The organism is Paraburkholderia sp. RL17-380-BIE-A (assembly GCF_046028085.1).
In the GTDB taxonomy this organism is placed as follows: Bacteria; Pseudomonadota; Gammaproteobacteria; order Burkholderiales; family Burkholderiaceae; genus Paraburkholderia.
Genome location: NZ_JARESQ010000031.1, coordinates 22,541 through 35,427 on the forward strand (window position 1 = coordinate 22,541; position 12,887 = coordinate 35,427).

At 57.9% G+C, this 12,887-nt stretch carries 10 protein-coding genes; 6 read left to right on the top strand and 4 right to left on the bottom strand.

The window, feature by feature from the left end; translation table 11 throughout:
* Positions 1–28: 28 nt before the first annotated feature.
* The 4 genes from yidC to rpmH form a co-directional block, all read right to left on the bottom strand.
* Complete coding sequence (yidC, locus tag P0D68_RS34215; protein ID WP_408303613.1) at positions 29–1,687, bottom strand: membrane protein insertase YidC; 1,659 nt, start codon at positions 1,685–1,687, stop codon at positions 29–31.
* A 30-nt stretch (positions 1,688–1,717) separates the two neighbouring features.
* Positions 1,718–1,948, bottom strand: a complete 231-nt coding sequence (gene yidD, locus P0D68_RS34220) for a membrane protein insertion efficiency factor YidD (RefSeq protein ID WP_081936011.1) — start codon at positions 1,946–1,948, stop codon at positions 1,718–1,720.
* A 106-nt stretch (positions 1,949–2,054) separates the two neighbouring features.
* Positions 2,055–2,540, bottom strand: a complete 486-nt coding sequence (locus P0D68_RS34225) for a ribonuclease P protein component (RefSeq protein WP_091797623.1) — start codon at positions 2,538–2,540, stop codon at positions 2,055–2,057.
* Positions 2,541–2,563: 23 nt separating this feature from the next.
* Positions 2,564–2,698, bottom strand: coding sequence for a 50S ribosomal protein L34 (gene rpmH, locus P0D68_RS34230; RefSeq protein WP_004198824.1), 135 nt, complete (start codon positions 2,696–2,698; stop codon positions 2,564–2,566).
* A gap of 392 nt (positions 2,699–3,090) precedes the next feature.
* On the opposite strand from rpmH, the gene dnaA reads away from it, so the two are divergent.
* The 6 genes from dnaA to P0D68_RS34260 all read left to right on the top strand — a co-directional run bounded on the left by dnaA (position 3,091) and on the right by P0D68_RS34260 (position 12,887).
* Positions 3,091–4,728 carry a chromosomal replication initiator protein DnaA gene (dnaA, locus tag P0D68_RS34235; protein WP_408187328.1) on the top strand — a complete coding sequence of 546 codons (1,638 nt, stop codon included), beginning with the start codon at positions 3,091–3,093 and terminating at the stop codon, positions 4,726–4,728.
* 220 nt (positions 4,729–4,948) lie between these two features.
* Positions 4,949–6,052, top strand: coding sequence for a DNA polymerase III subunit beta (dnaN, locus tag P0D68_RS34240; protein ID WP_007180118.1), 1,104 nt, complete (start codon positions 4,949–4,951; stop codon positions 6,050–6,052).
* A 114-nt stretch (positions 6,053–6,166) separates the two neighbouring features.
* Positions 6,167–8,638, top strand: coding sequence for a DNA topoisomerase (ATP-hydrolyzing) subunit B (gyrB, locus tag P0D68_RS34245; RefSeq protein ID WP_091797614.1), 2,472 nt, complete (start codon positions 6,167–6,169; stop codon positions 8,636–8,638).
* A gap of 739 nt (positions 8,639–9,377) precedes the next feature.
* Positions 9,378–9,941, top strand: a complete 564-nt coding sequence (locus P0D68_RS34250; RefSeq protein WP_408468815.1) for a TnsA endonuclease N-terminal domain-containing protein — start codon at positions 9,378–9,380, stop codon at positions 9,939–9,941.
* A complete protein-coding gene (locus tag P0D68_RS34255; protein WP_408303611.1) occupies positions 9,922–11,910 on the top strand; it encodes a TnsB C-terminal domain-containing protein in 1,989 nt (662 codons plus the stop codon). The genes P0D68_RS34250 and P0D68_RS34255 overlap by 20 nt, the downstream gene beginning before the upstream one ends.
* Positions 11,907–12,887 carry a TniB family NTP-binding protein gene (locus P0D68_RS34260; protein WP_408303610.1) on the top strand — a complete coding sequence of 327 codons (981 nt, stop codon included), beginning with the start codon at positions 11,907–11,909 and terminating at the stop codon, positions 12,885–12,887. The genes P0D68_RS34255 and P0D68_RS34260 overlap by 4 nt, the downstream gene beginning before the upstream one ends.

The following is a 12,887-nucleotide window of genomic DNA, read 5'->3' on the forward strand; positions in this document are numbered from 1 at the left end:
GGCGTTGCCGCCCGCCTCAGCCGCGAAATCAGGCGGCTTTGGTTTTCGCCTGACCCATCATTCGCGTGATGTAGTACTGCTGCGCGATCGACAGCACGTTGTTCACGACGTAGTACAGCACCAGACCGGCCGGGAAGAAGAAGAACATGACCGAGAACGCGATGGGCATGAACATCATCATCTTGGCTTGAACCGGGTCCGGCGGCGTCGGGTTCAGCTTGGTTTGCAGGAACATCGAGACGGCCATCAGCACCGGCAGAATGAAGAACGGATCCTGTTGCGACAGATCGTGAATCCAGAGAATCCACGGCGCGCCGCGCATTTCCACCGACGATAGCAGAACCCAGTACAGCGAGATGAACACCGGAATCTGAATCACGACCGGCAGACAGCCGCCGAACGGATTGACCTTCTCGGTCTTGTACAGCTCCATCAGCGCGGCGTTCATCTTCTGCGGATCGCCCTTGAAGCGTTCACGCAGTGCTTGCATGCGCGGCGTGATCGCCTTCATGCGCGCCATCGACTTGTAGCTCGCGGCCGACAGCGGGAAGAACACAGCCTTGATCAGCAGCGTGAGCAGCACGATCGACCAGCCCCAGTTGCCGACATAGCTGTGGATCTTCTCGAGCAGCCAGAACAGCGGCTTCGCGATGATCGTCACCCAGCCGTAATCCTTCACCAGTTCCAGACCCGGCGCGATGCCCTCGAGCATGCGCTCTTCTTCCGGACCGGCGAACAGCTTGGCCGACACGTCGACCGTTTGGCCCGGGGCAATCGTCGCGACCGGTTCCTTAACGCCGACGCGGTACAGCGCCGGATCGATCTTCTCGACGTAGATGTCGCGTTTCGCACCTTGCTGCGGAATCCAGGCAGACGCGAAGTAATGCTGAACCATCGCGATCCAGCCGTTGTCGGCCGAAGTCGCGTAATCCTGCTTGTTCTTGTCGATGTCGCCGAACGTCATCTTCTGGAAGTGATGCTGGTCGGTGTAGACAGCCGGCCCGATGAACGTGTGCGAGAAGCGCGGCGTTTCCACCGGCTGGTCGTCACGCACCAGTTCCATATAGACCGACGGGCTCACCGGCGTGGTGCCGACGTTCTGGATCTTCGTGTCGACGCCGATCACATAGCTGCCACGCGTGAACGTGTAGGTCTTGATGACCTTCACGCCGCCCTTCACCGGCGACTCGAAGCTGAGCTGGAACGACTTGGCGTCGCCCGTCAGGTCGTGCGGCTGGTTCGGCAACGGCGTGTAGATGTCGTTGTGATTCGGGAAATCGCCGCCGAGCAGGCCCGTGCGCGCCAGATACGTATGGTTCGCGGTGCGGTCGAACAGCGTGATGACGAGATCCGGCTGCTTGCCGTCGCCTTGCTTGACCAGCGACAGCTTCGACAGCGTGCCGCCGCGAGTGTCGATTTCGCCGCTATAGACGTCGGTGTTGAACTTGATCAGTTGCGATTGCGTGGCCGCCGGCGCGTTGCCCGGAGCGGCTGCGTTCGTGGCCGGCAGATCGGCGGGCTGGGTTCCCGGCGTCGTGGTTCCCGGTGCGGCGCTACCGACGGTCTTGGTCGGCGTGGCGCTCGGGAAGAACATCGACGGGCGTCCGTGGTCGCGTTGCCAGTTGTCGAACAGCATGACCGCTGACATGAAAAAGATGACCCATAGGACGGTGCGTTTGATATCCATGCGTTGTCTCAGTGTCGATGGAACGGCGCGTCAGCGCTTTTCAGAAGTGGGAGGCGGGACGAGATCGATGCCGCCCGCGGAAAACGGGTGGCAGCGGCAAATACGCCTGGCGGCGAGATAAGTCCCGCGCGCGGCGCCATGATACTGGATTGCTTCGCGCGCGTAATCAGAGCAGGAAGGGTAAAAACGGCACCGGTTGCCGAGCATTGGGCTCACGGCAACCTTGTAGAAACGCAGTAAAGCGAAAAGTACCGTTTGCATGGCTGGTGCGGCCGGACGGCGCCGCGCAACGTGGAGTACCGGGCGACGCCCGCGCAGCACGGCCGCCGGAGCGGCCTGAACTGCAAAGCGGGCGGTCACTTGAGCGTCATTCCGTCTTGGGCGCTTCCGCGGGCGGCGCCTCGCGACGGGTCACTTCGCGCGCTGCCTTGTCGAGCAACGCCTCGATTTCGCTGCGGCACAGCGCCCTCAACGGCGGCGACGAAGCGCTCGGCAAAGCCTTCTTGTCGAAGCGCGTGTGCAAACGCAGCAGCACATCCCAACCGCCGAATTCCGCGCGACGCAGCCGGAAGGCTTCACGCGCGATTCGACGTACCAGATTACGCGTGGCCGCGCGCGGCGCATACTTCTTGCCGATCACGAGGCCTAAGCGAGCTTCGTTGCCGGTGGGCCGGCCGTACACCACGAAGTGCGCAGTGCGGCGCCACGGGCGCAAACGAAAAACGGATGAAAATTCATCCGTTTTCAGCAGCCTTGCGGCTTTGGGGAAGGCGGCTTGCGCTCGCAACGGAACCGAGCCCAGTTGCTGCGCTTCAGCCGTTCCCGCGTCACCGCGGGCTTCACTACCCGGCATAAGCGTCGCGTGCAACGCCTGCCTTAGATGGCGAGGCGCTTGCGGCCCTTCGCGCGACGTGCGTTGATGACCTTGCGGCCACCTGCGGTCTTCATGCGAACGCGGAAGCCGTGGGTGCGCTTGCGACGGGTAACGGAAGGTTGGTAAGTACGTTTCATGTTGCTCTCACTTGATCGAAAAATAACCGCGCGATCATCGCTGAAAGCGCAATGGCCGGAGGTTTACTGAATTGGTTTTCGCGGAACCCGCTATTTAAACCGGTTTTTCGTTGACCGTCAATAGTTTAGCCTGGTTCGGCCGTTCCCCGCGAGCAGTTCGCCAGGTGATCCGTCCCTGTGGATAACTCCCTTGTGGGTCCGATTTGGCGTTAGAATCTCGCCTTACTTCCCAAAAATCCTGCACGCCGCTCCGGCTCGCTTGCCCCGCAAACCCTTGTGGCACAAGCGCCTGGAGCCATTGCGCCTGGTTAGTCTGGCTGCTCAGGGCCTTGTTGCGTGCGCGCGACGGGGGCAGCGGCAACCGCCGTGCACACCATAACGACAGCAACTCGATGAACGATTTCTGGCAACACTGTTCCGCATTGCTGGAGCGTGAGCTTACGCCCCAGCAGTACGTGACGTGGATCAAACCGTTGGCCCCGGTCGCCTTCGACGCCGCTGCGAACACGCTTAGCATCGCCGCGCCGAACCGTTTCAAGCTCGACTGGGTCAAGAGCCAGTTCTCCGGCCGCATCGCCGATATGGCCCGCGATTTCTGGCAGGCTCCCGTCGACGTCCAATTCGTGCTCGACCCGAAAGCCGGCATGCGCGCCCCTGTGGCAGCCGCGCCGGCAACGGCGCCGGTGCGTCCGGCTTCCGCGCCTAGTTCGATGGGCGGTAGCGCCGGCAACGGCGCTGCGGTGGACGCAGCCGTCGGCGCCGTGCAAGCGGCGCAGGCCGCGCGCACCGGTGGGGCGAACGGCGCGAACAACGCGATGGCCAATCTCAACGCGAACGCCCGCGCGGCAGCTGAACAAAACGCGAACGCGCGCGCCGCAGCGGCAGAAGACTCCGCCGACCTCGATCTGCCCAGCCTCGACGCGAACGAAGCCGCGGCCGCCCGTCGCACGTGGCGTCCGGGTCAAAGCGCCGGCTCGAACGGCAACGGCGAGACCGACTCGATGTACGAGCGCTCCAAGCTGAATCCGGTGCTGACCTTCGACAACTTCGTGACCGGTAAGGCCAACCAGCTGGCGCGCGCCGCGGCGATTCAGGTCGCAGACAATCCCGGCATCTCCTACAACCCGCTGTTCCTGTATGGCGGCGTGGGTCTGGGCAAGACTCACTTGATCCACGCAATCGGCAACCAGCTTCTAATGGACAAAGCCGGCGCGCGGATCCGCTACATCCACGCGGAACAGTATGTGTCCGACGTGGTGAAGGCCTACCAGCGCAAGGCGTTCGACGATTTCAAGCGCTACTACCACTCGCTCGACCTGCTGCTGATCGACGATATTCAATTCTTCTCCGGGAAATCGCGTACGCAAGAGGAATTCTTCTACGCGTTCGAGGCGCTGGTCGCGAACAAGGCGCAGGTGATCATCACCAGCGACACGTATCCGAAGGAAATTTCGGGTATCGACGACCGCCTGATCTCGCGCTTCGACTCCGGCCTGACCGTGGCGATCGAGCCGCCCGAGCTGGAAATGCGCGTCGCGATTCTGATGCGCAAGGCGCAATCCGAGTTCGTGAGCCTGAATGAGGACGTCGCGTTCTTCGTCGCGAAACACTTGCGCTCGAACGTGCGTGAGCTGGAAGGCGCGTTGCGCAAGATCCTCGCGTACTCGAAGTTCCACGGCCGCGAAATCACGATCGAAGTAACGAAAGAAGCGCTAAAAGACCTGCTGACGGTGCAGAACCGGCAGATTTCGGTGGAAAACATCCAGAAGACCACGGCTGACTTCTACAGCATCAAGGTCGCGGACATGTATTCGAAGAAGCGTCCCGCGAACATCGCGCGGCCGCGGCAGATCGCCATGTATCTGGCGAAAGAGCTGACCCAGAAGAGCTTGCCCGAAATCGGCGAACTATTCGGCGGACGCGACCACACCACGGTGCTGCATGCGGTGCGCAAAATTGCCGATGAGCGCAGCAAGGACGCGCAACTGAACCACGAACTGCACGTGCTGGAGCAGACGCTGAAGGGCTGAGCGGGCTGTCTGGAAAAAACGACCTGTTTATTTCTGAAGTCGCCCCCATTTTAGTGAGGCGGTTCCGTTTTCAGGCACAATACAGGTTTAACCGCCCGGCGGCCGCGGGCGGATTTCACGCCGTGACAGGCGCTGCGTGGCGCCGGCGGGGAGCCACGGCTACGCGCGGGAACGCTGTCCTGGCAAGGCGCGCAGGCCGTTATATCAACGAAGGAACTCTATGCAACTGGTCAAGACCGAACGCGATAACCTCCTCAGGCCGCTGCAAACTGTGAGCGGCATCGTCGAACGCCGCCATACGTTGCCGATCCTCGCCAATTTGCTGATTACCAAGAACGGCCCGGACGTGTCGTTCCTGTCGACCGACCTCGAGTTGCAGATCACCACGCGTGCCGATTTCGGCGTGGGCGGCGATTCGGTGGCGACCACGGTGGCAGCGCGAAAGCTCCTCGACATTCTGCGCGCCATGCCCGACGGGCAGGTCACGCTCACGCTGAACGACAAGCGTCTGACCGTGCAATCCGGCAAGAGCCGCTTTGCGCTGCAAACGCTCGCCGCGGACGAATTCCCGACGGTCGCGCAAGCTAAAGACTACGGCGCGAACCTCGTGGTTCCGCAAAAGACGTTCCGCCAGTTGCTCGGCATGGTCCATTTTTCGATGGCCCAGCAGGACATCCGCTACTACCTGAACGGCATGCTGCTGGTGGTGGACGGCGACCAGCTGATGGCGGTCGCAACCGACGGTCACCGTCTGGCGTTCTCGTCCATGAAGATCGAAGGCTCGTTCCAGCGTCAGGAAGTGATCATTCCGCGCAAGACGATTCTGGAACTCCAGCGTCTGCTGGAAGACATCGACGACACGCTGAAGATCGACATCGCGCAGACGCAGGTCAAGTTCACGTTCGGCCAGGTCGAACTGGTGTCGAAGCTGGTGGAAGGCAAATTCCCCGACTTCCAGCGCGTGATTCCGAAGTCGCACAAGAATCAGTTCGTGATCGGCCGTGAAGAACTGCAGCGCTCGCTGCAACGCGCCGCGATTCTGACCTCGGACAAGTTCAAGGGCGTGCGCTGCATCATCGAGCCGGGCCAGTTGAAGATCATGTCGACCAACGCCGATCAGGAAGAGGCGCAGGAAGAACTGGAAATCGCATACGACGGCGACAGCGTCGATATCGGGTTCAACGTCACGTATCTGCTCGACGTGCTCGCGAACCTGAAGGTCGACACGTTGCAAGTGAGCTTGGGCGACGCCAGCTCCAGCGCGTTGATCACGATTCCCGAGAACGACGAATTCAAATACGTCGTCATGCCGATGCGCATCTAACGCGTCCAACACCAAAGAACACACCAAGGGGCGCAGCGCCCCTTTGGCGTTTTTATGGTGATTTGAAAAGTCCCGAGCAGCAACCTTGCAGCAACGCAGAACCGGAAAAAATCCATGACTGAAACGAACAATTCGCAACCCGACAACAGCTACGGCGCATCCTCGATTCAGATCCTCGAAGGTCTGGAGGCGGTGCGCAAGCGGCCCGGGATGTACATCGGGGATACATCGGACGGGACCGGTCTGCATCACCTCGTATTCGAAGTGCTGGACAACTCCATCGACGAAGCGTTGGCGGGGCATTGCAACGACATCCAGGTGATCATTCACGCGGATAACTCCATTTCCATCACTGACAACGGCCGCGGCGTGCCGACCGGTCTGAAGATGGACGACAAGCACGATCCGAAGCGCAGCGCCGCTGAAATCGTGATGACCGAGTTGCACGCCGGCGGCAAGTTCGACCAGAACAGCTACAAGGTGTCCGGCGGCCTGCACGGCGTGGGCGTGTCGTGCGTGAACGCATTGTCCGCGTGGCTGCGTTTGACCATTCGCCGCGACGGCAAGAAGCACTTCATGGAATTCCATCGTGGCGTGCCGCAGAACCGCATTATCGAAGAGATCGACGGCGTGGCTGTTTCGCCGATTCAGGTTACCGGCGAGACCGAGAACCGCGGCACCGAAGTGCACTTCCTCGCCGACGAAACGATTTTCGGCAACATCGAATATCACTACGACATTCTGGCCAAGCGGATTCGCGAACTGTCGTTCCTGAATAACGGCGTGCGAATCAAGCTGACCGACCAGCGCACCGGCAAGGAAGAAGATTTCGCGTTCGTGGGCGGCGTGAAGGGCTTTGTCGAGTACATCAACAAGAACAAGTCCGTGCTGCACCCGAACATTTTCCACATCAGCGGCGAGAAAGACGGCGTGGGCGTGGAAGTGGCGATGCAGTGGAACGACAGCTACAACGAAAACGTGCTGTGCTTCACGAACAACATTCCGCAGCGTGATGGCGGGACGCACTTGACCGGGTTGCGTGCGGCGATGACGCGCGTGTTGAACAAGTACATCAACGATCACGAAGTCGCGAAGAAGGCGAAGGTCGAGACTTCGGGCGACGATATGCGTGAAGGGTTGTCGTGCGTGTTGTCGGTGAAGGTGCCGGAGCCGAAGTTCAGCGCGCAGACGAAGGACAAGCTGGTGTCGTCGGAAGTGCGCGCGCCGGTGGAGGATGTGGTCGCGAAGGCGCTCGAAGAGTTTCTGCTCGAGACGCCGAATGACGCGAAGATTATTTGCAGCAAGATTGTCGATGCGGCGCGGGCGCGCGATGCGGCTCGGAAGGCGCGTGAGATGACGCGTCGCAAGGGTGTGCTCGATGGTGTTGGTTTGCCTGGGAAGCTGGCGGATTGCCAGGAGAAGGATCCGGCGAAGTCCGAGATTTATATCGTCGAGGGTGACTCGGCAGGCGGGTCGGCGAAGCAGGGTCGGGATCGGAAGTTTCAGGCGATTTTGCCGCTGCGCGGCAAGGTGCTGAATGTGGAGAAGGCAAGGTATGACAAGCTGCTTTCTTCGGAGCAGATTGTTACTTTGATTACTGCGCTTGGCTGCGGGATTGGTAAGGAAGACTACAACCTCGATAAGCTGCGTTATCACCGCATCATCATCATGACCGATGCTGACGTGGACGGTGCGCACATTCGGACGCTGTTGTTGACGTTCTTCTATCGGCAAATGCCGGAGATGATCGAGCGTGGGTATATCTATATTGCGCAGCCGCCGTTGTTCAAGATCAAGGCCGGGAAGGATGAGCGGTATTTGAAGGATGAGGCTGAGGTTAATGCTCACATTCTGAAGCTGGCGTTGCAGGGGTCGGAGTTGTTGGCTTCTGAAGGGGCTACGCCGATTACTGGCGATGCGTTGGGGGAGTTGGCTCGGGCTTATTTGCTGGCGCAGGCTGTGGTTAATCGGTTGAGCCGGTTGTATGACGCTGGGGCGCTCGAGGCTGTGATGGATGGAATTGCGATCGATCTGTCCAGCGAGGAAGCGGCTGATGCGTCGGCTAAGGCTCTTGAGGCGAAGCTAAGGGATGATCCGTTGAAGCCTGAGGTTAAGGTCACGACGATGTATGACCCGGTGAGGGAGTTGCGCTCGCTGCGGGTGGCGAGGACGCATCACGGGAATCAGAAGATTTCTGTGTTGGATCAGGATTTTCAACTCACGGCTGACTATCAACAGCTGATCAATACCGCTAATACGTTTAAGGGGTTGATTGGGACTGGCGCTGTCATTAAACGTGGCGAGCGGAGTATGGCTGTTACTGACTTTAAGTCCGCTATGAAGTGGTTGTTGGCTGATGCTGAACGCAATATCTCGAAGCAGCGCTATAAGGGCCTCGGTGAGATGAATCCTGGGCAGCTTTGGGAGACTACGATGGATCCGACTGTGCGTCGTCTTCTTCGTGTGCAGATTGAGGATGCTATTGCGGCTGATGGGATCTTTACTACGCTCATGGGGGATGATGTGGAGCCGCGTCGGGCTTTCATTGAGTCGAATGCGTTGCGGGCGGGGAATATTGATGTTTGAAAGTGTAGGTTGTCAGAGTTCGTGAAAACATTCTCACTGAGATGAAAATTATTTCTCAGTGTTTATGAAAATTTAGGCCAGTGTTATAGCCCGGTCGACGTCCTGCGTCAGCCGGGCTATTTTATTTTTCGACACCGAAATCCACGCGACTAAATAACAGGAAACATTAAATACAATAAATATTGCACATTGCACTAGTGAAAACGAATTGTGCCCCGAAGAGTCAATTTTCCCATCATTTCAAGCGGTTAGAGATTCAATTGGCGCCGGTCGATCTGTGATGAAAAAATACTCCAATAGTTATTGACCGTGCGCCGGTAATCAATAAAATAACGTCTTCATTGAAAAAAGATGCTAATTTTAAGCAGGGTCAAGCATGCCCGTCGATTTTGAGGGGCAATGAAAAAAGGAGAGATGATGTAAAAACGGAGCAAAGCCCCCTATTGGAAGCTTGCCCCGCTGGTGGGCGCTGACGCTACCCGATCTAGTCAATCAAAGTATCGTCAATCCCCCGCCCGCGGTCAAGTTTTTGCGCCCAATTTTTTCTGATCTCGCAAGTTGAGAGGGTTTAATGCGCCCTTTTTATTTGCAAGCGGAGCAAATCATGCAAAACAAACCGCATGCCGCCGTCAGTTTGACGGCTAGGCAGGGAATTCATCATACTCCCGCCCGAGAGGTAGTTCGGCCTACAGGAGGCATATTCCGTGGCCGTTTTCCTTCCCGAAAGTCAGGCAGATCAGTGGCTTTCGAGTCGCTAATCGAGCGTGATGCATTACTCCTGTTCGAGTTCTCTCGCGGTGTCACCAGTTATCGAGAGCAACCCTACTCGATCCATTACACATTCGAAGGTAGATCGCGTAAATACACACCTGACTTCGAGCTCTCGCTCGCCAGTGGTTCAGTGTTACTTATTGAGGTCAAACCAGAAGACAAAGCGCTTGCGCCAGAAGAACGGAAACGGCTCCGACGGATTGGGGAGCACTTTTCCGAGTTAGGCGTACCGTTTCGGGTTCTGACGGACACCCAGATTCGTCGCGGCGCGCTTCTGCGCAACCTGAACACGTTGTTCCCCTATCTAGACAAGCCACTGACGGGGTTGCAACGAAGACTGGCTGTGGCACCGCTTCTCGACGAGCCGCTCCTGACTGTCTCGAATGCCGGCGCTCGCCTCGGTTCGACCGCAGAAGTTTGGCGGTTCCTTGCCCAAGACCTCCTCACCTGTGATCTACATCAGCAGTTGAGTGAACCGACAGTCTTGACCATACAAAACTGTGAGCCGAGCGATGCCGAGCTATATTTTTAAAGTTGGAGTGTCCGTCGTTCTCGACACTCAAACTCACAGGATTGCGCATCTCGCGGCGGATGGACTGGTACACCTGACGGCGGTGTCCAGCGGCGCACTAACAGTGACGTCAACCACAGAGCTGCAAAGACAGTATCAGTCTGGCCGACTGCGATTTTTGGATGAGACCGCGAAAATCGGCGAACGAGCGGACTCACGCTTAGGACGTCCGCTGTCGACGTTCCCTAACCGGGTTCGGGAAAAGGCTATCCGAAAAAAACAATACCTCGACATGCTGCTCGCGCACGGCCCGTTAGTCTCGACGCCGGCAGTGCTTGCGCCGCTTATCCAGGAATGCGCGCGAGAATTGAACGACCCTAATCCGCCGAGCGTTATCAGTGTCTACAGATGGGCTCGTGGTGTTTCGCGAGCGGGAGGTGATTACCGAGCGCTAATTGATCGGTTCGACCGCCAGGGGGGCAGTGGCAGCAGGCTACCCGTTACGAGCCTGAACATGCTGCAGCAATCTATTGAGTCGATATACATGGCGCCGGAACGAGGCTCCGTAAGTGATGTGTACGCTGACCTCCGATACAGGATAGATCGAGAAAATGAATTTCGCGGCGAAAGTGAGAAAGTTCCGATGCCAAGTCTTGCCACTGTGTATCGGGCGATCCATTCTCTTGAGGCGTTTGATGTGACCGTGGCCCGCCGTGGAAAGCGGATAGCGAACATAGAGTTTCGTACAAGTGGCCGCGGCGTTCATGTTGAACAAATTCTCGAGCGTGTGGAGATCGACCACTCGCCTCTGGACCTTTTCGTCATCGACGAAAGGACAATGCTACCCTTGGGCCGTCCGACGGTAACCATCGCACTTGACCGGTACTCAAGGATGCCAGTTGGTATGCACGTGGGATTTCAGGGGCCCTCAGTCCACGCCGTCTTGAGGTGCCTGAGGCATGCGGTAGTCCCGAAGGCCGACCTTCGAGACCGCTATCCAGATCTTCAAAGCGACTGGCCGTGCCACGGAAAAATTCGTGAACTCGTCTGTGACAACGGACTGGAGTTTCACAGTAGCGCGCTTAAGAGCGTTGGGCTCCAGCTAGGGATGATGGTGACGTTTTGTCCCAAGCGTCAACCATGGTTCAAAGGTGCGGTTGAACGCTTCCTGAAGACATTAAATTTTCAGTTTGCACACGCCCTGCCTGGAACAAGTTTCGCTCGATGGTTTCATCGAGAGGATTACGATCCCCAGGAGCAGGCGTTGGTTACGTACGATCAACTGTTGCACGTCCTGACTCGCTGGATGGTCGATGTCTACGCAAATTCCCTCCATCGAGGCATCAAAACTACGCCGCGTGAGAAATGGCTTGCGGGAGCGACACGTTTTCCGCCCGTGCTGCCGTCGAGCATCGAAGACGTCGATATCATGATCGGCGAGACGCACACCCGAACGCTGTCCCATCAGGGTATTGAACTCGACAACTTACGCTACAACGACCCCGCGCTGCTGCAAATTCGCAGAAAGCACGGGCCGCGAATCAAGGTCGACGTCATCTCGTATTTCGATGATGTCTCGCGCATTGCTGTTATCGACCCCGACAGCAAGATCCCCGTCATTGTGCCCGCGCTTGACCAGGAATACGCAAACTGTCTAACGCGGGAGCAGCACCGATTGCTTTGTGCACGTGCGCGCGAAACTGGTAAAGGGCTGGTTGATCAAAGTGCCCTTGCGCGGGCGAAAGGCGAAATTCGAATGTTGATTTCCGAGTTTGCCTTGAGCAAATCACAACGGAAACGTCAAAAGAGCGCGACCTGGCGTGGTGTCGGGACTGAGGCTGTGGACATATTTGCGACGTCGCCGACCAAGACAGCATCCACAACTGCCAAATCTCGTTCAGCGACGAAGCCTGCCGTGCCAGCATCGGAACTGCCAAAGCTGACCGGGTTGCTGCTTGATAGTCCTCCTCGTGGAAAGGCGAGGCCATGATTGATCGACACTCCAACGATGACTACTACGCTCGGGTGCGAGACGTAGAGCGGATTCTCATCCCTCATCGACAATTTAAGGTTGTGGTTGATCGCTTGGAGCACGTACTTGATTTGGCGCGACACGATGCGGATCCGCGTCATACCCTCCTTGTAGGTGAGTCTGGAACTGGTAAGACGTGGATCGCGCGCTGCCTCCGGTCGATACTGCCGGAGTCCGAAAGCGACGGCATCCGGATCAAGCCAGTCCTTGTCGTGGAAACGCCTACCGCACCGACCTTGAAGAGCCTCGCGCAGGCCATACTGGTTGCACTCGGCGACCCGCTTGCAAGCCTTGGCAATGCTGAAGTCAAGCGGCTACGGGCGTTGGCGCTCATTCGCCAGTGCCAGGTACAGATGCTCATCGTTGATGAGCTTCAGCATTTCCTCGACCATGGCTCTCACAATTCACCTCAATCGGTAGCCGACTGGCTGAAGAATTTCGTCGAGGATGCGCAAATACCATGTTTGCTGATGGGCCTACCAAGATCGACGGCTATTCTTACGCTTAACGAGCAACTGCGGCGCCGATTCTCTGCTCGCATAGAACTTCTTCCGTTCTCAATCGAGCGTGACGAGGAAGAGATGGAGTTCCGGTCAATATTGAATGCCTTGGACGAAATGCTTCCCTGTCGACGTCGTTCAGGCCTTGCCGAGCCTGAAACCGCTCGTCGGATATACATGGCGACCAACGGCCTTATTGGGTACGTCAGACGGTTGACAACTGGTGCCTATGAATTGATGGAGGCTGCGAACCAATGCAGCATTGACCGAGCCTTGCTACAGGAGGCTTTCGTTCAAGAAATATGGCGGGGTGGGCAGGAAGAACTAAATCCATTCCATTCAAGATTTTCATTTCGTCGCCTGGATCAACCAGGCGAGCCCTTTGCGCCCACAAGTCGTCGAGGTGAAACCCGGGGTGCACGACGCCGTTATTGA